Source organism: Clostridium kluyveri, from assembly GCF_001902295.1.
Taxonomy (GTDB): Bacteria; Bacillota; Clostridia; order Clostridiales; family Clostridiaceae; genus Clostridium_B; species Clostridium_B kluyveri_B.
In genome coordinates, this window is the sequence record NZ_CP018335.1 from 1,203,008 (window position 1) to 1,224,179 (window position 21,172).

The following is a 21,172-nucleotide window of genomic DNA, read 5'->3' on the forward strand; positions in this document are numbered from 1 at the left end:
ATAACGAGCAGAGCGAGGAAAGACTTGAGCGAGGAGCAGAGTTTACTTGTGTAAATGAGCACCGCAGGGAAAGGCTTGACGAAGTTGTGCGAAGTTAGCAGTAATTTTCGATAACAAGGTCAAGCTACAAAGGGCGCATGGAGGATGCCTTGGCACCAGGAGCCGAAGAAGGACGTGATAAGCTGCGAAAAGCTCTGGGTAGGCGCAAATAGCCAGAGAACCAGAGATGTCCGAATGGGGAAACCCACCTATAAAACAATAGGTACTGCATGCTGAATATATAGGCATGGAGGGGAAAACCCGGGGAACTGAAACATCTAAGTACCCGGAGGAAGAGAAAGAAAAATCGATTTTCTAAGTAGCGGCGAGCGAAAGGGAAAGAGCCCAAACCGGAAACTTGTTTCCGGGGTAGAGGTCAGGTAATAAAAAATGTGGAAGCTTAATTGAATTCAACTGGAAAGTTGGGCCGCAGAAGGTAAAAGCCCTGTAAGTGAAAAGCAGAAACAAAAAAACCTGTACCAGAGTACCACGAGACACGAGAAACCTTGTGGGAAGCAGGGAGGACCACCTCCCAAGGCTAAATACTACCTGGTGACCGATAGAGGAGGAGTACCGTGAGGGAAAGGTGAAAAGAACCCCGGGAGGGGAGTGAAATAGAACCTGAAACCGTGTGTCCACAAACAGTCGAAGTACGTTAAAGTACGACGGCGTGCTTTTTGTAGAACGAGCCAGCGAGTTACGGTATGCAGCAAGGTTAAGTACTTAAGGTACGGAGCCGAAGGGAAACCGAGTCTGAAAAGGGCGGGGAGTTGTATGCCGTAGACCCGAAACCGGGTGACCTATCCATGGCCAGGTTGAAGCGGAAGTAAAATTTCGTGGAGGACCGAACCACGTTGGTGTTGAAAAACCATGGGATGAGCTGTGGATAGCGGAGAAATTCCAATCGAACTCGGAGATAGCTGGTTCTCCCCGAAATAGCTTTAGGGCTAGCGTCGGGAGTGAGTAATGGAGGTAGAGCACTGACTGGGGTAGGGGCTGACAACAGTTACCGAACCTTATCAAACTCCGAATGCCATATACTTGAATCCCGGCAGTCAGACTGCGAATGATAAGATCCGTAGTCAAAAGGGAAAAAGCCCAGATCAACAGCTAAGGTCCCGAAGTGTAAGTTAAGTGGAAAAGGATGTGTGATTTCGAAGACAACTAGGATGTTGGCTTAGAAGCAGCCATACATTTAAAGAGTGCGTAATAGCTCACTAGTCAAGAGGTCATGCGCCGAAGATGTCCGGGGCTAAAACTTACCACCGAAGCTATGGGCCTGAAAGGGCGGTAGGGGAGCATGCTGCACAGGCAGAAGCCATACCGGAAGGAATGGTGGACAGTGCAGGAGAGAGAATGCTGGCATAAGTAGCGAGAAATAAGTGAGAATCTTATTGGTCGAAAACCTAAGGTTTCCTGGGGAAGGTTCGTCCGCCCAGGGTAAGTCGGGACCTAAGCCGAGGCCGAAAGGCGTAGGCGATGGACAACCGGTTGAGATTCCGGTACCACATTTTTGCGAAAAAGAACAGAAGGGATGACGCAGAAGGATAGGATGTGCACACGAATGGATGTGTGTCCAAGGAGTGAGGGAGGACATAAAGGAAAAACCGTATGTCCGATAATCCTGGGCTTTGAAGGGGAGTCCGCAAGGACGAGTATCTGATTTCACACTGCCAAGAAAAGTCTCTATGGAGCAAGAGTGTGCCCGTACCGCAAACCGACACAGGTAGGTGAGGAGAGAATCCTAAGACCATCGGAAGAATTGTTGTTAAGGAACTCGGCAAATTGACTCCGTAACCTAGGGAAAAGGAGTGCCATGAAAGTGGCCGCAGAGAAAAGGCCCAAGCAACTGTTTATCAAAAACACAGGTCTCTGCTAAAGCGAAAGCTGAAGTATAGGGGCTGACGCCTGCCCGGTGCTGGAAGGTTAAGGGGACTGCTTAGCGTAAGCGAAGGCAAGAACTTAAGCCCCAGTAAACGGCGGCCGTAACTATAACGGTCCTAAGGTAGCGAAATTCCTTGTCGGGTAAGTTCCGACCCGCACGAATGGCGTAATGATTTGGGCACTGTCTCAACAACAAATCCGGCGAAATTGAAGTGCAAGTGAAGATGCTTGCTACCCGCGATTGGACGGAAAGACCCCGTAGAGCTTTACTGCAGTTTATCACTGAATTTTGGTATTGCCTGTACAGGATAGGTGGGAGGCAGAGAAGGAAGTGCGCCAGCATTTCTGGAGTCAACGTTGGGATACCACCCTGGCAGTACTGGAATTCTAACCGGAGTGCATGAAACTGGACACGGGACAATGATAGGCGGGCAGTTTGACTGGGGCGGTCGCCTCCAAAAGAGTAACGGAGGCGTACAAAGGTTCCCTCAGAAGGGTTGGAAATTCTTCGGAGAGTGCAAAGGCAAAAGGGAGCTTGACTGCGACACACACAGGTGGAGCAGGGACGAAAGTCGGGCTTAGTGATCCGGTGGTACCTCGTGGGAGGGCCATCGCTCAACGGATAAAAGCTACCTCGGGGATAACAGGCTGATCTCCCCCAAGAGTTCACATCGACGGGGAGGTTTGGCACCTCGATGTCGGCTCGTCGCATCCTGGGGCTGGAGTAGGTCCCAAGGGTTGGGCTGTTCGCCCATTAAAGCGGCACGCGAGCTGGGTTCAGAACGTCGTGAGACAGTTCGGTCCCTATCCGTCGCGGGCGTAGGAAATTTGAGGGGAGCTGTCCCTAGTACGAGAGGACCGGGATGGACTGACCGCTGGTGAACCAGTTGTTCCGCCAGGAGCACAGCTGGGTAGCTAAGTCGGGAAGGGATAAACGCTGAAAGCATCTAAGTGTGAAGCCCACCCCAAGACAAGATTTCCCATGGCGAAAGCCAGTAAGACCCCTCCGAGAAGAGGAGGAGATAGGTCAGGGGTGTAAGCATGGCAACATGTTAAGCTGACTGATACTAATAGGTCGAGGGCTTGACCAAATAATATTTACTGTGCAATTTTCAGGGGATAAAGTCTTCTGAACAAGAGAATACAAATCTGGTGGCAATAACGTGGAGGCAACACCCCTTACCATTTCGAACAGGAAGGTTAAGTTCCACAGTGCCCATGGTACTGCAGGGGAGGCCCTGTGGGAGAGCAGGTAGCTGCCGGATATATTAGTATGGCCAGATAGCTCAGTCGGTAGAGCAGAGGACTGAAAATCCTCGTGTCCCTGGTTCGATTCCTGGTCTGGCCACCAAAGACTTCAGATTTTATCTGGAGTTTTTTTATATATAATGAAAATGTAAGAGGAAGGATATTTGTATATTCTACAATGTTTTGTTAAAATAAATAATGTATAAAAATAATTATGGTATTTAATAAAAAATAATGACTGAAGGTGGCATAATGAGTGGAATAATAAGGATAGGTAAAAAAGATTTTCAAATAGGTAAAAAGACTTATATAATGGGTATACTTAATATTACCCCAGATTCTTTTTCAGATGGAGGAAAGTTTAATAATATAGAATTAGCTTTAGAACATGCTAAACAAATGGAAATAGAAGGAGCTGACATAATAGATATAGGAGGAGAGTCTACAAGACCAGGTTATAAGCCTATAACTGAACAGGAAGAACTAGAGAGGATTATTCCTGTAATAGGAACATTAGTAAGACACATAAATATACCTATTTCAGTAGATACATATAGATCAAAGGTTGCAGAACGAGCCTTAGATGCAGGGGCATCTTTTATAAATGATATATGGGGACTTAAAAAAGATCCTCGCATGGCGTTTATTGCGTCCCATTATAAGGTTCCATGTTGTTTAATGCATAATAGAGACAATACAAACTATAATCATTTGATAGAAGATATATTGAATGATTTAAAAGAGAGTATAAATATTGCTTTAAATGCTGGAGTAGATGATAAAAATATAATACTAGATCCTGGAATTGGATTTGGGAAGAACTATGAACAGAATTTAATGGTTATGCGTAATTTAGAAAGGTTTTCTGAACTAGGTTATCCTGTGCTTCTTGGAACCTCAAGAAAATCGATTATAGGAAATGCATTAAACCTTAAAGTACATGAGCGATTGGAAGGAACCATAGCTACCACAGTGATAGGTATAATGAAAAAATGTGCTTTTGTAAGGGTTCATGATGTTAAAGAAAATAAAAGAGCAGCTGTAATGTCAGATATAATAGTTAGATGATTATAATAAACTAGTGATTTTTTAAGTAGATGATTTCACGTATTTTAAGGAGGTAAATATTGAGTATGTTTTTCATACTCAATATGTTGTATTATGGATGAAAATAAGATTAAAGATGCTGTAAGAATGATTATAGAAGCTATAGGAGAAAATCCTGAAAGAGAAGGACTTGCAGAAACCCCTGATAGAATTGCCAGAATGTATACTGAAATATTTTCCGGGTTGAAAGAAAAGCCAGAAGAACATTTAAAGAAAGTATTTACTGTAAATAATGATGATATTGTGCTCGAAAAAGACATTCAATTTTATTCTATGTGTGAACATCATTTTATGCCTTTTTATGGGAAAGCGCATGTAGCATATATACCCAATGGTAAAGTTGTTGGATTAAGTAAATTGGCAAGAACTGTGGAGGCATTTGCAAAGAGGCTTCAACTTCAAGAAAGAATGACTGTTCAAATTGCAGATTCAATAATGGATTATCTGGAAGTAAAAGGAGCTATGGTCGTTATAGAAGCAGAACATATGTGTATGACTATGAGAGGAATAAAAAAGCCAGGAAGTAAAACTGTTACAGTTGCTACCAGAGGAATATTTAAAAATAAAATTGAATTTAGAAATGAAGTTTATGAAATGATAAAAATAAGATAAAAGGCAGGTGGATTTTTGGATAGAATAAACGCTATATTAAAAAATCAGAAATTTTGTAGATATCTACAAAAAAACTCTCAAATAGAAAAGCACCGAGAATTTTGTAAGCATGATATATGTCATTCGTTAGATGTAGCCAGGATAGCTTATATAACGGTATTGGAAAATAATATTCACATAAAAAAGGAAAATATATATGCAGCTGCACTGCTGCATGACATAGGAAAATGGATGCAATATGAGGAGTATATACCTCATGAATTGGCTAGTGCTAAATTATCCGAAGATATTTTAATTGAATGTAGTTTTACAGAAGATGAAATAGAGCAGATCCTAAATATGATATTAGGTCATAGAAAAAAAGATCCCGATAACCCAATAAATAGTATATTTTATTCAAGTGATAAAATATCTAGAAATTGTTTTAATTGCGAAGCTATTTTCAAATGCAATTGGGGAGAGAGGAAGAAAAATTATAATATTAAATACTAAAGGTACTTAGATAGGAGATGATGGCATATGGACATTATATATATTAAAGATTTGGAAGTGTATGCATATCATGGAGTAAATCAAGCTGAAAAAGATTTAGGCCAGAGATTTCTAATATCTTTAAAAATGTTTTTAGACTTAAGTGAAGCAGCATATAAAGATGACTTAAGTAAAACTGTGAATTATAGTGAGTTATGCTTTGAAATAGAAAAGGAATTTAAAAGGAAAAGATACAATCTTATTGAGAAATCTGCTCAGTCGTTGGCATATTTCATATTAAAAAAGTATGAAATAGTGAAAGGGGTGGAAGTTAAGGTAAAAAAACCCTGGGCGCCTATAGGCAAACCTTTAGATTGGGTGGCCGTGGAAATAGACAGGTGGTGGCATAAAGCCTATATTGCCGTTGGTTCAAATATGGGAAACAAAGAAAAAAATATACAAGATGCAATACATAATATAAATTGTTCACCTTATAATAAGGTGATAAAAGTATCTAGATTATATAACACTAAACCTGTAGGGTATGTAGAACAAGAGGATTTCTTAAATGGAGCCTTAGAAATAAAGACTCTAATGGCTCCTAAGAAATTGATGGAGTTTTTACTAGATGTAGAAAAAACATTAAAACGAGAAAGAACTATAAAATGGGGGCCACGTACTATAGATTTAGATATAATTTTATATGATAATATGGTGACCTGTGAGGAAGAAATTGTTATACCTCACCCTAGAATGCAGGAAAGATTATTTGTACTGAAGCCTTTATGTGATATTGCACCTTACATGGTTCACCCACTTTTAAAAACTAGAATTATAGATTTGACAAGAGAACTCGAGAAAAAAGAGACATTGTCAAGTGATTCGAAGGTTCAGGTAGAGTTTACTACAGAAAAATATTCTTCTCCATCTGAACCTTAAAAGAACTTATAACTTTTCTGTTTGAGGTTAATTTTTAAAAATATAGTTTAGAACAGGATCTTCTTTAGCTAAATAATCTTTTATGGATATTTCAATTATTTTGTCTGGCATAAAAGTGTTTTCATTGTCTGTGGAAGTTTTATTAAATTGTGTGGAATATTGTATTTCTATTTTTGAATTAGGAAGAGTAAAACTTTTCACAGAACCATAATGATTTGGTTTGCCGCTTGTCTCTTCACCTATAAAGGTTGCATTAGTTTCTTTTCTTAAGGTAACAGCGTTGATTATAGCTGATGAAAAAGTAGTTCTTCCTACTATGACGAAAAGATGAGTTTTATTATTTATTTCTTTGTTTTTTATCCAGTCTATAATAGGGTCTATATATTTATCACTGCCTCCTGAGTTGTCTCTTATGTCAATTACAAATTTGTCAACAGTATGAGTATTCATAAATTTAAGCATATCACCCGTAAAATTTTCCATTGTTTTGGACTTATCATCTTCTTGACATTTATTGTATTTAAAATACAAAGTTTTTTCTTCGGATATATACTTATACCAGTAATTTAAATTACTTTTCTGCATATATAAAGGATATGAAGTATCAAAGTTACCTTTTATAATGAATTTTCCGTGGAGATCTTTACTGTTTAGGGAATTTATATTTAAGTTAAAGACTTCTCCCTGGCTATTTTCAAAGGTAAAAAGAGTATTTTTTACATTGGATGTAATGTTTAAACCATGGAGAATTTCAGCATCCATAAGATATTTAGGAATATATTTTTTTATTACAGCACTATTTTCATTAACTATTAATGGTAAAATCGTTTCTTGGATTGTTTCTATGTTTACACCGTTTATCTTTACAAGTTTTGTGTAAAGAGCTTTTTTATATTCAGGTAGGGTATTTACAACGTATATACCTTCTTTAAAATAGTAAAATTGTATTGGGTAAATAGTTGAAGTTTCTTTATAGAGAGAGGTATGGGTATCTCCTATGCTAGCTATTATTTTGCAAATGCCAGATAGTATTTGGTCATCGTTTAGCTTATATACAGAATTTTTCAAGGTGGTTAATTCACTATCAAACTTCTCCTCATTAATTTTAAAAAAGGGATTTATATGTTTTTTTCGAAGAGCTTTTTGCATATAATTTAAATCCTTTATCCATTTTGTATTTCTGTCTCCACCTAGATATTGTGACTCACAACCGGTAAAAAATATACTTGAGCAAATTAATATAAAGCAAAAATTAATTTTTATAAATTTATTCATTATTAAACTCCTTTTTATTTGGTACAAATTTTAGTTAATGTCCTGTTGAGTAAAATGATACATACCAATGAATAAGAATAGAATAAAATATAAAATACTTGAAGTTAGAACATAATTCAAGTTGATATCTTTTAAATTGTAAAAATATGCAGATGAAAGATAAGGAGATGTTAATGGAATATATTTTAAATTTCCAAGGTCATTATTTACTAAAAGGCTGCTTAAAATAAAGGCCAATATTCCATATGAAGAGGGTATTATAAGATTTTTACTTATATTTGCAACTAATATTGGGATAGGTGTTAGAAGGAATTGAAAAAATAAGGAGTAACCATTGGCTCTTATATCCTTAATTATTAAACTTCCTTCTGGGAAAATACCATTTAGAAAGTAATAACTCAGAGGAATGGAGAGGGTTTCAATGGCATATGTAAAAAAAATAACTATATACAAGGTTATTAATTTTGATATAAAAATCTTTAGTCTGCTTATAGGGTAAGTATACAATATGTTAGCAGTCATATCGGTAGCTTCTCGTGAAAAAATATAAGCTGCCGTTATTGAAAATAGAACTGTATATAACATTAAAAAATTTACCTGTTCTATATTATAGGCATATTTTTCAAAGGGCATATCATGTTCAGTTATGAATCTTGCCAGAAACATAAATATTGTCATAAGGATTCCACAAATAAAAACTACGGGTATTATATAAGTCTTTTTTAGTTTTAAAAATTCTGAGTATATGGTATTTAGCATTTGAATTCCTCCATTAAAGTAATCTATTCAATAAAGTGTCCATCTCAATATCACTTGATATCTACATGGTTATAATGACAAATGCATATAAAGATTGATATGCAAAAGGTTAAAACAATATTTACAGTAATTATTATAAAATCCAGGGGATCTCCTGCATGAAAATAATATACAGGAATTGCAGGAAGTATCAAAGGAGACATCTGCATATATATACCTGTAAAAATAATAAACATATTGGATATGGAAGCCAATGTACCATATACTACAGGTAAGATAATGTTTTTGCTTATATTTCCAATGAGTATAGGGATAGGCATCAATAAAAGTTGTGCAAACAAGGAATATGTATTTACTTTTATATCTTCTATAATGAAATTTTTACCAGGAAACTGTCCCCAGCATATATAAAGAGTTACATAGGCAGCCATAAATTGAATAAAATATACAGCCAGAATTAATATATATACTGTAATGAGTTTGGCTATGAATATTTTTGTCCTGCTAATGGGATAAGTGTATAAGATATTAGTGGTTTTATCTGTAAATTCCCTCGAAAAAATATAGCTTGATATTAGTGAAAAAAAAACTACATATAAAAATTGAAAACAAATCAGTTCTACATTTATTCTATAATCTTTAATAAGGGTATATCGCAATGTGTCTGAAATATTACTGTAATCATTTGAGAGTGATGCAATACATTGAAAGATAGGAATAAAAACTGAAATGATTAAGGCTAAAATGATTATATAGGATTTTTTTAATTTTAAAAATTCCGAATATATGATATTAAACATTTAATTTCCTCCTGTAAGTTTTAGAAAATAATCTTCTAGGCTGTCTATTTTTAAGCATATTTCCTCTACAAGTACGTCATTTGAAACAAGAACCTTGTTTATAGTAGAAACTTCTTGAAGCTTTTCATAAACCCTTAGATTATTTTTTCCCCATAGTATATAATCTTTTATATTTAGCTTTTCTTCTAAGATAAAACAGGATTTTTTATCCTTATCAACTTTTATATTTATATAATGTCTATTTCTTTTTTTAAGTTCATTATAGGATATTTCTTCTAAAAGTACACCCTTATGAATTATTCCAATTTTTGTAGCCATCTGTTGAATCTCGCTTAATATATGACTGGATATTAAAAATGTAATATTCTGTTTACGGGCTAAATCTATAATTAATTCTCTTATTTCTTTTATTCCAATGGGATCAAGGCCATTTGTAGGTTCATCTAATATTAAAAATTCAGGGTGATGTAAAAGGCTTCTTGCAATTCCGAGTCTTTGCTTCATGCCAAGGGAAAATTCTTTCACCTTTTTATTTTCCACATTTCCTATACCTACTACTTTTAAAGAGTTTTTTATAGAATCTTTTTCCTGAACACCCATCATACGTCTGTGTATTTCTAAATTTTCTGAAGCTGTGAGGTTTGGGTAAAATCCAGGATATTCTATTATAGAACCTATTCTTTGAAGTAGATTTTTATTTTTACCGGATATTTTCTGGGAAAATAGTTCTATTTCTCCAGAGGTTGATTTTATAAGGCCCATTATCATTCTTATAGTAGTAGTTTTTCCTGCACCATTTTCACCAAGAAAACCATATATATCACCTTTTTCTATAGTCATATTTAAATTATCAACTGCATAAAAATTTTTGAATTTTTTAGATAAATTATAGGTTTTTAGAATGTTATCCATTTAAGTCACCTTCCTGTTATTTATAATCTATTTAATTATTTTACATAAAAAAGGACTATATTTATAATACAATATAATCCTTACAGGCTATTTACACGGTTCTTACAATTTTCTTACATCTCTATCAAGTGTAAATTTGAATTCTGTTTTTTTTAGGGGAATACTGGATACAGAAATTGTGCCGCCGAGAGATTCTACCAATTTTTTAACTATGCTAAGGCCAAGACCACTACTTTTTAAATTTGATTTTCTTGATTTTTCAACGGTATATAATCTATCAAATATGTAATTTATCTCATCTCCAGGTATCCCTAAACCATTATCCCATATTGATATGAAAACTGTATTTTTAGTACAGTTTATATCAACACATATTTTTGTACTGTTTTTTCCATGCTTTAGGATATTACTTATAATATTGTTTAAAATTCTATTTAAGACTTTTTCGTCTGCATTAACATATATATTATCTTTTTGAAAATTTAATTCAGGTTCTATGCCGTTCTTTTTAAATTCATTAAAAAAGGATACAAGCTGTTGTCTTATAATTTCACATATATTAATTGATTTTATTTCTAATTTAAAGTCTTTTGAGTCCATCTTTGAAATTTCAAAAAACTCTTCCAACATATCATAGAGATAATTTCCCTTAGTATAAACTATTTTTATGTATCTATTTATTTCATCCTGGCTTAAATTAGAGTCATTTAGTATAAGTTCTATATATCCAAGAATCGAAGTAAGTGGTGTCCTTAAATCATGTGATATATTTGAGATCATTTTTTTCCTTGATTCTTCACTTACAACATTCTTCTTTTCAATATGTTGGAGATTTTCTATAAGACTATTTATTTTTATAGTTAATTCGCTGAGACATTTTATATGAGTTTGAAGTCTTATTCTCTGATTGGAGTTTCCATTAAGTATATCATCTATATATTTACATATGCCATTTATATTTTTATAAAGATGCAGTAGTAATATTGAAAGAAAAATTATTATAGATATGAGTATGTAAGTAGCTATGTTCATATTATTCACCCAGTTTGTATCCTATACCCCAAACAGTTGATATATATTTAGGGTTGTTTGGAGTATCTTCAATTTTATTTCTCAGTCTTTTTATATGTACCATTACAGTATTATCATCATGTATATATTTATTTTCCCATACATTATTAAATATTTGAGCTTTTGTAAATACCCTGTCTGGATTTTCAAGAAAAAGTTTTAGAAGTTGAAATTCCTTTGGTGTTAAATTCAATTCCTTATTTTTTTTAGATACTTTGTAATTTAAAGTGTTCAATTTAAGATCCGCATATTGTAAAATTGGATTTTTAGAATACTTTTTATTATAGCTTATATATCTTCTAAGCTGAGATTTAACTCTTGCGGTTAATTCTCTTATGGAAAAAGGTTTTACAATGTAGTCATCTGCACCCATGCCAAGGCCTATAATTCTATCTGTTTCTTGGTCCTTGGCAGATAGGATTATAATAGGTACTGTACTGCTTTCTCGTATTTTTCTTAAGACTTCTATGCCGTCTATATATGGAAGCATTAAATCAAGAATAACTAATTGAAAATTATCACCATGATATTTATTTATTGCATCTTCTCCATTGAAAGTTTGTATTATATTGTATTTTTCTATTTTTAAAGTATTATAAATCAAATTATTTATTTCTTCATCGTCCTCTATAATTAATATTCTAGGCACATTCATTTGTGTAGACCTCATTTCATATAGTTAATTAGTTGTTTAATTTAAATTATAACATATATATTATTATTTAAATTTAATGAATAAATTATAGTTAAAAGAGGAATTATAATAAAGAAACATATCCAGGAGTATCTATACTACAAATACCTTGAAATATATAATAAAACTTAGCTTTATGGATATAAAGTAGCTTTATTGTATCTAGGGTCGAGACCTAATGTAATGCACATGATATAATAATATCCGTCGTCTTGGGAATGCCCAAAATGAAATAAGTCAGCGAATTTTATCGATAATAAAAAAATGATAAAAAAATGTTGACAAGGGGAAAATGAGATGATATACTGTAAAAGCTGTCTGGGAAAACGGGCAGCAGTAAAGATTAGATATGATCCTTGAAAATTAAACAGAATAAGGAAGATAGGTAAACTTATTTATTAAGAATAAACCAGCAATTCTTTTGAGCTGCGAGAGCAGTAAAGAGAGTAATTTCGTAAAGTAAGAAATGAGTCAAAAACTTTTAAAATAAGAGTTTGATCCTGGCTCAGGACGAACGCTGGCGGCGTGCCTAACACATGCAAGTCGAGCGAAGAAGTCCCTTCGGGGGTGGATTAGCGGCGGACGGGTGAGTAACACGTGGGTAACCTGGCTCAAAGAGGGGGATAGCCTCCCGAAAGGGAGATTAATACCGCATAAAAGGTAAATATCGCATGGTAAATACCTTAAAGGAGAAATCCGCTTTGAGATGGGCCCGCGTCGCATTAGCTAGTTGGAGGGATAAAAGCCCCCCAAGGCGACGATGCGTAGCCGACCTGAGAGGGTGAACGGCCACATTGGAACTGAGATACGGTCCAGACTCCTACGGGAGGCAGCAGTGGGGAATATTGCACAATGGGGGAAACCCTGATGCAGCAACGCCGCGTGAGTGAAGAAGGTTTTCGGATCGTAAAGCTCTGTCATCCGGGACGATAATGACGGTACCGGAAGAGGAAGCCACGGCTAACTACGTGCCAGCAGCCGCGGTAATACGTAGGTGGCGAGCGTTGTCCGGAATTACTGGGCGTAAAGGGTGTGCAGGCGGATATTTAAGTGAGATGTGAAAGACCCGGGCTTAACCCGGGCAGTGCATTTCAAACTGGATATCTAGAGTGCAGGAGAGGAGAACGGAATTCCTAGTGTAGCGGTGAAATGCGTAGAGATTAGGAAGAACACCAGTGGCGAAGGCGGTTCTCTGGACTGTAACTGACGCTGAGGCACGAAAGCGTGGGTAGCAAACAGGATTAGATACCCTGGTAGTCCACGCCGTAAACGATGAGTACTAGGTGTAGGGGGTATCGACCCCCCCTGTGCCGCAGTAAACACAATAAGTACTCCGCCTGGGAAGTACGATCGCAAGATTAAAACTCAAAGGAATTGACGGGGACCCGCACAAGCAGCGGAGCATGTGGTTTAATTCGAAGCAACGCGAAGAACCTTACCTGGACTTGACATCCCCTGAATAACTCGTAATGGAGGAAACCCTTCGGGGCAGGGAGACAGGTGGTGCATGGTTGTCGTCAGCTCGTGTCGTGAGATGTTAGGTTAAGTCCTGCAACGAGCGCAACCCCTGTCGTTAGTTGCCATCACGTAAAGGTGGGCACCCTAACGAGACTGCCGCGGTTAACGTGGAGGAAGGTGGGGATGACGTCAAATCATCATGCCCCTTATGTCCAGGGCAACACACGTGCTACAATGGGCAGAACAGAGAGAAGCAATACCGCGAGGAGGAGCAAATCTCAAAAACTGCCCCCAGTTCGGATTGCAGGCTGAAACCCGCCTGCATGAAGTTGGAGTTGCTAGTAATCGCGAATCAGCATGTCGCGGTGAATACGTTCCCGGGTCTTGTACACACCGCCCGTCACACCATGAGAGCTGGCAACACCCGAAGTCCGTAGTCTAACCAAAAGGAGGACGCGGCCGAAGGTGGGGTTAGTGATTGGGGTGAAGTCGTAACAAGGTAGCCGTAGGAGAACCTGCGGCTGGATCACCTCCTTTCTAAGGAGTCGAAAGGCTGGGAAAAAACCTGCCTTAAAAGCTGGAATTTGAGATAAATAAGATTTACCGAGTTTATACTTAAAATGTGAGTATAGACCAGAAATTGATAATAACGAACAAGTCAAGGGAAAGCTTGAGTGAGGAGCAGAGTTTACTTGTGTAAATGAGCACCGCAGGGAAAGTTTTGACGATGGATTGTGAAGTTATTAGCAACTTCCTGCTTATTCTGTTTAATTTTGAGGGATCATAGTCAGTTGACAATAAAGAATTGACAATTGACAGTTAGATTCCCATTCCAATTGTACGGTGTAAACAGTAATAGTAAATTGTGCACTGTGAATTGAAAGAATTTTGTCCTTTGAAAATTGCACAGTAAATAAAAGAAGTAAAGCTAAGGTTAGAAATAACCTTTGTAGTATTAAGTATAATTAAAGTTATGCTTATAGATAGGTTATAACAAACAGTTATAATAAATAACTAAGGATAAAAATTGATAATAACGAGTACAGCAAGGAAAAGGCTTGAGTGAGGAGCAGAATTTACTTATGTAAATGAGCACCACAGTGAGGCATTTGACGCAGTTGTACGAAGTTAATAGCAATTTTTTAATGAAACTCACTCAGCTGAGGCTGAGGAGTGCAATTTAGTAACCAAATCGAAGATTTGGACTAAATTATCAGGTCAAGCTACAAAGGGCGCATGGAGGATGCCTTGGCACCAGGAGCCGAAGAAGGACGTGATAAGCTGCGAAAAGCTCTGGGTAGGCGCAAATAGCCAGAGAACCAGAGATGTCCGAATGGGGAAACCCACCTATAAAACAATAGGTACTGCATGCTGAATATATAGGCATGGAGGGGAAAACCCGGGGAACTGAAACATCTAAGTACCCGGAGGAAGAGAAAGAAAAATCGATTTTCTAAGTAGCGGCGAGCGAAAGGGAAAGAGCCCAAACCGGAAACTTGTTTCCGGGGTAGAGGTCAGGTAATAAAAAATGTGGAAGCTTAATTGAATTCAACTGGAAAGTTGGGCCGCAGAAGGTAAAAGCCCTGTAAGTGAAAAGCAGAAACAAAAAAACCTGTACCGGAGTACCACGAGACACGAGAAACCTTGTGGGAAGCAGGGAGGACCACCTCCCAAGGCTAAATACTACCTGGTGACCGATAGAGGAGGAGTACCGTGAGGGAAAGGTGAAAAGAACCCCGGGAGGGGAGTGAAATAGAACCTGAAACCGTGTGTCCACAAACAGTCGAAGTACGTTAAAGTACGACGGCGTGCTTTTTGTAGAACGAGCCAGCGAGTTACGGTATGCAGCAAGGTTAAGTACTTAAGGTACGGAGCCGAAGGGAAACCGAGTCTGAAAAGGGCGGGGAGTTGTATGCCGTAGACCCGAAACCGGGTGACCTATCCATGGCCAGGTTGAAGCGGAAGTAAAATTTCGTGGAGGACCGAACCACGTTGGTGTTGAAAAACCATGGGATGAGCTGTGGATAGCGGAGAAATTCCAATCGAACTCGGAGATAGCTGGTTCTCCCCGAAATAGCTTTAGGGCTAGCGTCGGGAGTGAGTAATGGAGGTAGAGCACTGACTGGGGTAGGGGCTGACAACAGTTACCGAACCTTATCAAACTCCGAATGCCATATACTTGAATCCCGGCAGTCAGACTGCGAATGATAAGATCCGTAGTCAAAAGGGAAAAAGCCCAGATCAACAGCTAAGGTCCCGAAGTGTAAGTTAAGTGGAAAAGGATGTGTGATTTCGAAGACAACTAGGATGTTGGCTTAGAAGCAGCCATACATTTAAAGAGTGCGTAATAGCTCACTAGTCAAGAGGTCATGCGCCGAAGATGTCCGGGGCTAAAACTTACCACCGAAGCTATGGGCCTGAAAGGGCGGTAGGGGAGCATGCTGCACAGGCAGAAGCCATACCGGAAGGAATGGTGGACAGTGCAGGAGAGAGAATGCTGGCATAAGTAGCGAGAAATAAGTGAGAATCTTATTGGTCGAAAACCTAAGGTTTCCTGGGGAAGGTTCGTCCGCCCAGGGTAAGTCGGGACCTAAGCCGAGGCCGAAAGGCGTAGGCGATGGACAACCGGTTGAGATTCCGGTACCACATTTTTGCGAAAAAGAACAGAAGGGATGACGCAGAAGGATAGGATGTGCACACGAATGGATGTGTGTCCAAGGAGTGAGGGAGGACATAAAGGAAAAACCGTATGTCCGATAATCCTGGGCTTTGAAGGGGAGTCCGCAAGGACGAGTATCTGATTTCACACTGCCAAGAAAAGTCTCTATGGAGCAGGAGTGTGCCCGTACCGCAAACCGACACAGGTAGGTGAGGAGAGAATCCTAAGACCATCGGAAGAATTGTTGTTAAGGAACTCGGCAAATTGACTCCGTAACCTAGGGAAAAGGAGTGCCATGAAAGTGGCCGCAGAGAAAAGGCCCAAGCAACTGTTTATCAAAAACACAGGTCTCTGCTAAAGCGAAAGCTGAAGTATAGGGGCTGACGCCTGCCCGGTGCTGGAAGGTTAAGGGGACTGCTTAGCGTAAGCGAAGGCAAGAACTTAAGCCCCAGTAAACGGCGGCCGTAACTATAACGGTCCTAAGGTAGCGAAATTCCTTGTCGGGTAAGTTCCGACCCGCACGAATGGCGTAATGATTTGGGCACTGTCTCAACAACAAATCCGGCGAAATTGAAGTGCAAGTGAAGATGCTTGCTACCCGCGATTGGACGGAAAGACCCCGTAGAGCTTTACTGCAGTTTATCACTGAATTTTGGTATTGCCTGTACAGGATAGGTGGGAGGCAGAGAAGGAAGTGCGCCAGCATTTCTGGAGTCAACGTTGGGATACCACCCTGGCAGTACTGGAATTCTAACCGGAGTGCATGAAACTGGACACGGGACAATGATAGGCGGGCAGTTTGACTGGGGCGGTCGCCTCCAAAAGAGTAACGGAGGCGTACAAAGGTTCCCTCAGAAGGGTTGGAAATTCTTCGGAGAGTGCAAAGGCAAAAGGGAGCTTGACTGCGACACACACAGGTGGAGCAGGGACGAAAGTCGGGCTTAGTGATCCGGTGGTACCTCGTGGGAGGGCCATCGCTCAACGGATAAAAGCTACCTCGGGGATAACAGGCTGATCTCCCCCAAGAGTTCACATCGACGGGGAGGTTTGGCACCTCGATGTCGGCTCGTCGCATCCTGGGGCTGGAGTAGGTCCCAAGGGTTGGGCTGTTCGCCCATTAAAGCGGCACGCGAGCTGGGTTCAGAACGTCGTGAGACAGTTCGGTCCCTATCCGTCGCGGGCGTAGGAAATTTGAGGGGAGCTGTCCCTAGTACGAGAGGACCGGGATGGACTGACCGCTGGTGAACCAGTTGTTCCGCCAGGAGCACAGCTGGGTAGCTAAGTCGGGAAGGGATAAACGCTGAAAGCATCTAAGTGTGAAGCCCACCCCAAGACAAGATTTCCCATGGCGAAAGCCAGTAAGACCCCTCCGAGAAGAGGAGGAGATAGGTCAGGGGTGTAAGCATGGCAACATGTTAAGCTGACTGATACTAATAGGTCGAGGGCTTGACCAAATAATATTTACTGTGCAATTTTCAGGGGATAAAGTCTTCTGAACAAGAGAATACAAATCTGGTGGCAATAACGTGGAGGCAACACCCCTTACCATTTCGAACAGGAAGGTTAAGTTCCACAGTGCCCATGGTACTGCAGGGGAGGCCCTGTGGGAGAGCAGGTCGCTGCCGGATATGTTGTTCCGTGGTAGCTCAATGGTGGAGCATTCGGCTGTTAACCGAAGGGTTGGAGGTTCGAATCCTCTCCACGGAGCCATTTTTTATTTTTTGCTTTGTATTTTATATTTAGAAAGTTAGAAAATAAGTTATATCATATAGTCATTTCTTAGCTATATTTTTTCCGTCACTTATAAGCACTATATTTCCATCAATATCAGTTCTATAGATACGTATATTTCTCTTCTTTAGTTTTCTTAAGGTTTCTTTATGGGGATGCCCATATTTGTTATCTGCACCACAGCTTATGATTGCTATTTCAGGGGATACTTTATCCAAAAATTCATCTGTGGTAGAAGTAGAACTACCATGGTGACCAAGCTTTAATACATCTGCAGATATATCATAGTTTTTATCTAGAATTTCTCTTTCACTTAATTTTTCTGCATCTCCTGTAAAAAGAAATTTGGTATTTCCATAAGATATTTTTAAAACTATGGAGTAGTTATTGGTGTCTTCATATCTATCGCTGTTGGGAGCTAATATTTCTGCCTTAGTATTTTCACCTAAATCCAATTGCATACCCGGCTTTGGAACATCTATTTTCATATTTTTAGATTTTAATTCAGTTATCATATTCTCAAAGGCCCTGGTATTAACTGTTTTTTTGGGAGCATAAAATTTGTCTATAGAGTATGTATTTATTACAGTACTCATGCCACCTATGTGATCTTCATCAGGATGGGTGGCAATTACATAATCCAATTTTTTAATATCTATACTATTTAAATAGGATAAAAGCTTATCAGTACTTTTAGTTGGTCCTGCGTCTATTAATAGATTTTTATTGTTTACTTGAATAAGTTCACTATCTCCCTGACCAATATCTATATAATGTACTGTAAATTCTAAAGATTTATTGGAGGAATTGCTTGTTTGGCTACTTTCTAAATCCATGCAGCCGGATATCAAAAAAGTTATTGATATTAATAGAACTATTATATTAAAATATTTTTTTATATAATTCATAAGATTCAACCACCCTGTTGTAATAATTATTTTACGTTATTCTCCAATGTATATCTGTCTAAGTATTTCTTGTCTTACAATATTTGATATATCTGATAACTCTTCTTTGGAAAGTCTATCAGTATATATAGGTTTACATATGGTTACTTTTACCTTTGCCGATTTTACTATGCTATATTTATTGCCTTCTCTTAATTTGTAGCTGCCATCTATGGCTATAGGAACTATAGGAACCTTTGCTTTTAAAGCTAATTTCAAACTTCCTTTCTTAAATTCACCTATTCTAGGACCTTTACTTCTGGTGCCTTCTGGAAATATTACCATGCTGTGTCCACCCTTTAATATTTGAATTGCTTCATTTATGGATTTCATAGATTCTCGTATACTTTTTCTATCTATAAAAACACATTTTATTTGTTTCATCCAGTAAGCTATCAATTTAAATTTTATTATTTCCTTTTTAGCTATAAAACCTACTGTTCTATCTACAGAATGAACTATTATGGGTATATCTAAAAAACCTTGATGATTAGAAACGAAAAGACAGGGGGACTTAGGTATATTTTCTACTCCCTCTAATTCTATTTGGGCACCTATAAGTTTTAATATAAAATCAGCCCATTTTTTTAAGGATATATTTATGTAATTTTGGGCTTCTTCTTCGCTTTTGGTTTTTCTAATTTTATTTAACTTTGATCTCTTACCCAATGAATATATCATATACAAGAAAAAAATAAAGTAAAATAAAATGGTTCTTAACATAAGTAAAAACTCCCTTTCTGTAATATTATACTTTTATTTAATATATATTGCCTTATTCATTATATCATAGGAATAATTATATTCATGTATATTTGCTAAATATAAAATTATAGTTTTAAAAATGAAATTGTAATTTTATAGAGCCAATATGTGATGGAAAAAATCCTTTTTCATATATAATTAAAGGAGATGAATACGTTTTATTCAAATGTATGATAATGGGATAAAATTTATTTGCTAAAATATAATAAAAGTGCTACAATATAAGTATAATTATTCTTATTTATAGTTATTAGAGTGCCATATATCTAATAACTATTTGAATTTTAAGTATAAATATAATGTTTTTACATATACAGGTAAAGATATATATGAATTAGCTTTACCAAAATAATTCAAAAATTCATTTTGAGTTATAGATCCAATATTTAAAATAAGGAGATGATTTATATGAAAAAATGTTCCTATGATTATAAATTGAACAATGTAAATGATCCTAATTTTTATAAAGACATATTTCCATATGAAGAAGTGCCAAAAATAGTTTTTAATAATATACAATTACCTATGGATCTTCCAGATAATATATATATTACAGATACTACATTTAGGGATGGACAGCAATCTATGCCTCCTTATACTTCTAGGGAGATAGTTAGGATTTTTGATTATCTTCATGAATTAGATAATAATTCAGGAATAATAAAACAGACGGAATTTTTTCTATATACAAAAAAAGATAGAAAAGCTGCAGAGGTATGTATGGAAAGAGGATATGAATTTCCAGAAGTTACTTCTTGGATAAGGGCAGATAAGGAAGATTTAAAATTAGTAAAGGATATGGGAATTAAAGAAACAGGAATGCTTATGTCTTGTTCAGATTACCATATATTTAAAAAGCTTAAGATGACAAGAAAAGAAACTATGGATATGTATTTAGATTTAGCAAGGGAGGCGCTAAATAATGGAATTCGCCCTAGATGTCATCTGGAAGATATAACAAGGGCGGATTTTTATGGATTTGTGGTGCCTTTTGTAAATGAACTTATGAAAATGTCAAAAGAAGCAAATATACCTATAAAAATAAGGGCCTGTGATACTTTAGGATTAGGAGTATCTTACAATGGTGTGGAAATTCCAAGGAGTGTACAGGGAATTATACATGGACTTAGAAATATTTGTGAGGTTCCTTCAGAATGGATAGAGTGGCATGGACATAATGATTTTTATGGAGTAGTAACTAATTCTTCAACTGCGTGGTTATATGGTGCATCTTCTATAAATACCTCTTTTTTAGGAATAGGAGAGAGAACAGGAAATTGTCCTTTAGAGGCTATGATATTTGAATATGCTCAAATAAAAGGGAATACTAAAAACATGAAACTTCATGTTATAACAGAGTTAGCAGAATATTTCGAAAAAGAGGTTAAGTATTCTGTACCTGTAAGGACTCCTTTTGTAGGTACTGATTTTAATGTAACAAGAGCAGGAATACATGCAGATGGTATATTGAAGGATGAGGAGATCTATAATATATTTGATACGGATAAAATTTTAGGAAGACCAGTAGTAGTGGCAGTAAGTCAGTATTCTGGTCGTGCAGGAATAGCAGCTTGGGTTAATACCTATTATAGATTGAAAGATGAGGATAAAGTTCATAAAAATGACCCTAGGATTGATCAAATAAAAATGTGGGTAGATGAACAATATAGAGCAGGAAGGACTAGCGTAATAGGCAATAATGAGTTAGAATTATTAGTGAGCAAAGTAATGCCAGAAGTTATTGAAAAAACAGAAGAAAGAGCTAGCTAATTTATAGCTCTTAATTTATAAAAATGGAGGA

13 protein-coding genes, 2 tRNA genes and 5 rRNA genes are annotated in these 21,172 nt (G+C 37.2%); 12 read left to right on the forward strand and 8 right to left on the reverse strand.

Annotation, left to right across the window (positions count from 1 at the left end; translation table 11 throughout):
• Positions 1 to 117 precede the first annotated feature (117 nt).
• The 7 genes from BS101_RS06115 to folK all read left to right on the forward strand — a co-directional run bounded on the left by BS101_RS06115 (position 118) and on the right by folK (position 6,300).
• Positions 118 to 3,014: ribosomal RNA gene (locus tag BS101_RS06115) — 23S ribosomal RNA — on the forward strand.
• Positions 3,015 to 3,071: 57 nt separating this feature from the next.
• Positions 3,072 to 3,188 (forward strand): 5S ribosomal RNA (gene rrf / locus BS101_RS06120).
• A gap of 10 nt (positions 3,189 to 3,198) precedes the next feature.
• A tRNA-Phe gene (locus BS101_RS06125) sits at positions 3,199 to 3,274 on the forward strand.
• Positions 3,275 to 3,423: 149 nt separating this feature from the next.
• Positions 3,424 to 4,239 (forward strand): dihydropteroate synthase, encoded by an 816-nt coding sequence (gene folP / locus BS101_RS06130; protein WP_073538016.1) that lies wholly within the window; start codon positions 3,424 to 3,426, stop codon positions 4,237 to 4,239.
• A 93-nt stretch (positions 4,240 to 4,332) separates the two neighbouring features.
• Positions 4,333 to 4,890 (forward strand): GTP cyclohydrolase I FolE, encoded by a 558-nt coding sequence (gene folE, locus BS101_RS06135; RefSeq protein ID WP_073538017.1) that lies wholly within the window; start codon positions 4,333 to 4,335, stop codon positions 4,888 to 4,890.
• A gap of 15 nt (positions 4,891 to 4,905) precedes the next feature.
• A complete protein-coding gene (locus tag BS101_RS06140; RefSeq protein WP_073538018.1) occupies positions 4,906 to 5,382 on the forward strand; it encodes an HD domain-containing protein in 477 nt (158 codons plus the stop codon).
• 27 nt (positions 5,383 to 5,409) lie between these two features.
• Positions 5,410 to 6,300, forward strand: coding sequence for a 2-amino-4-hydroxy-6-hydroxymethyldihydropteridine diphosphokinase (gene folK, locus BS101_RS06145; RefSeq protein ID WP_073538019.1), 891 nt, complete (start codon positions 5,410 to 5,412; stop codon positions 6,298 to 6,300).
• A 27-nt stretch (positions 6,301 to 6,327) separates the two neighbouring features.
• Here folK and BS101_RS06150 read toward each other — a convergent pair whose 3' ends face one another.
• The 6 genes from BS101_RS06150 to BS101_RS06175 form a co-directional block, all read right to left on the reverse strand.
• On the reverse strand, positions 6,328 to 7,575 hold the full coding sequence (locus BS101_RS06150) for a S41 family peptidase (protein ID WP_073538020.1): 1,248 nt from the start codon (positions 7,573 to 7,575) through the stop codon (positions 6,328 to 6,330).
• A 30-nt stretch (positions 7,576 to 7,605) separates the two neighbouring features.
• Positions 7,606 to 8,334, reverse strand: a complete 729-nt coding sequence (locus BS101_RS06155; protein ID WP_073538021.1) for an ABC transporter permease — start codon at positions 8,332 to 8,334, stop codon at positions 7,606 to 7,608.
• 50 nt (positions 8,335 to 8,384) lie between these two features.
• Complete coding sequence (locus BS101_RS06160) at positions 8,385 to 9,134, reverse strand: ABC transporter permease (protein WP_073538022.1); 750 nt, start codon at positions 9,132 to 9,134, stop codon at positions 8,385 to 8,387.
• Positions 9,135 to 10,046: an ABC transporter ATP-binding protein gene (locus BS101_RS06165; RefSeq protein WP_073538023.1), complete on the reverse strand. Its 912-nt coding sequence runs from the start codon at positions 10,044 to 10,046 to the stop codon at positions 9,135 to 9,137.
• Positions 10,047 to 10,148: 102 nt separating this feature from the next.
• The gene (locus BS101_RS06170) at positions 10,149 to 11,078 is read right to left on the reverse strand and encodes a sensor histidine kinase (RefSeq protein ID WP_073538024.1); all 930 of its coding nucleotides are present in this window, start codon (positions 11,076 to 11,078) and stop codon (positions 10,149 to 10,151) included.
• 1 nt (position 11,079) lies between these two features.
• Complete coding sequence (locus tag BS101_RS06175; protein WP_073538025.1) at positions 11,080 to 11,772, reverse strand: response regulator transcription factor; 693 nt, start codon at positions 11,770 to 11,772, stop codon at positions 11,080 to 11,082.
• A 521-nt stretch (positions 11,773 to 12,293) separates the two neighbouring features.
• Between BS101_RS06175 and BS101_RS06180 the strand changes: the two genes are divergently transcribed.
• The 4 genes from BS101_RS06180 to BS101_RS06195 all read left to right on the forward strand — a co-directional run bounded on the left by BS101_RS06180 (position 12,294) and on the right by BS101_RS06195 (position 17,638).
• Positions 12,294 to 13,806, forward strand: a 16S ribosomal RNA gene (locus BS101_RS06180).
• Positions 13,807 to 14,485: 679 nt separating this feature from the next.
• Positions 14,486 to 17,382: ribosomal RNA gene (locus BS101_RS06185) — 23S ribosomal RNA — on the forward strand.
• A 57-nt stretch (positions 17,383 to 17,439) separates the two neighbouring features.
• Positions 17,440 to 17,556, forward strand: a 5S ribosomal RNA gene (gene rrf / locus BS101_RS06190).
• The 16S, 23S and 5S rRNA genes sit together here with 1 tRNA gene alongside, the layout of an rRNA operon.
• Before the next feature lie 7 nt (positions 17,557 to 17,563).
• Positions 17,564 to 17,638: transfer RNA gene (locus tag BS101_RS06195), tRNA-Asn, on the forward strand.
• A 62-nt stretch (positions 17,639 to 17,700) separates the two neighbouring features.
• Here BS101_RS06195 and BS101_RS06200 read toward each other — a convergent pair.
• Together BS101_RS06200 and BS101_RS06205 are read right to left on the reverse strand one after the other, a co-directional pair.
• Positions 17,701 to 18,567, reverse strand: a complete 867-nt coding sequence (locus BS101_RS06200) for a ComEC/Rec2 family competence protein (protein ID WP_073538026.1) — start codon at positions 18,565 to 18,567, stop codon at positions 17,701 to 17,703.
• Between the two features lie 36 nt (positions 18,568 to 18,603).
• On the reverse strand, positions 18,604 to 19,329 hold the full coding sequence (locus BS101_RS06205; protein WP_073538027.1) for a lysophospholipid acyltransferase family protein: 726 nt from the start codon (positions 19,327 to 19,329) through the stop codon (positions 18,604 to 18,606).
• Between the two features lie 450 nt (positions 19,330 to 19,779).
• Between BS101_RS06205 and BS101_RS06210 the strand changes: the two genes are divergently transcribed.
• Positions 19,780 to 21,141, forward strand: coding sequence for a 2-isopropylmalate synthase (locus BS101_RS06210; RefSeq protein WP_416232331.1), 1,362 nt, complete (start codon positions 19,780 to 19,782; stop codon positions 21,139 to 21,141).
• Positions 21,142 to 21,172: the final 31 nt, after the last annotated feature.

Excerpts from the sequence above, each read along its gene's own strand:
- folP (WP_073538016.1), top strand. The coding sequence starts at position 3,424 with ATGAGTGGAATAATAAGGATAGGTAAAAAAGATTTTCAAATAGGTAAA.
- BS101_RS06205 (WP_073538027.1), bottom strand. The coding sequence starts at position 19,329 with ATGTTAAGAACCATTTTATTTTACTTTATTTTTTTCTTGTATATGATA.
- folE (WP_073538017.1), top strand. The coding sequence starts at position 4,333 with ATGGATGAAAATAAGATTAAAGATGCTGTAAGAATGATTATAGAAGCT.
- BS101_RS06200 (WP_073538026.1), bottom strand. The coding sequence starts at position 18,567 with ATGAATTATATAAAAAAATATTTTAATATAATAGTTCTATTAATATCA.
- BS101_RS06150 (WP_073538020.1), bottom strand. The coding sequence starts at position 7,575 with ATGAATAAATTTATAAAAATTAATTTTTGCTTTATATTAATTTGCTCA.
- BS101_RS06160 (WP_073538022.1), bottom strand. The coding sequence starts at position 9,134 with ATGTTTAATATCATATATTCGGAATTTTTAAAATTAAAAAAATCCTAT.
- BS101_RS06155 (WP_073538021.1), bottom strand. The coding sequence starts at position 8,334 with ATGCTAAATACCATATACTCAGAATTTTTAAAACTAAAAAAGACTTAT.
- BS101_RS06175 (WP_073538025.1), bottom strand. The coding sequence starts at position 11,772 with ATGAATGTGCCTAGAATATTAATTATAGAGGACGATGAAGAAATAAAT.
- BS101_RS06210 (WP_416232331.1), top strand. The coding sequence starts at position 19,780 with ATGAAAAAATGTTCCTATGATTATAAATTGAACAATGTAAATGATCCT.
- BS101_RS06170 (WP_073538024.1), bottom strand. The coding sequence starts at position 11,078 with ATGAACATAGCTACTTACATACTCATATCTATAATAATTTTTCTTTCA.
- folK (WP_073538019.1), top strand. The coding sequence starts at position 5,410 with ATGGACATTATATATATTAAAGATTTGGAAGTGTATGCATATCATGGA.
- BS101_RS06165 (WP_073538023.1), bottom strand. The coding sequence starts at position 10,046 with ATGGATAACATTCTAAAAACCTATAATTTATCTAAAAAATTCAAAAAT.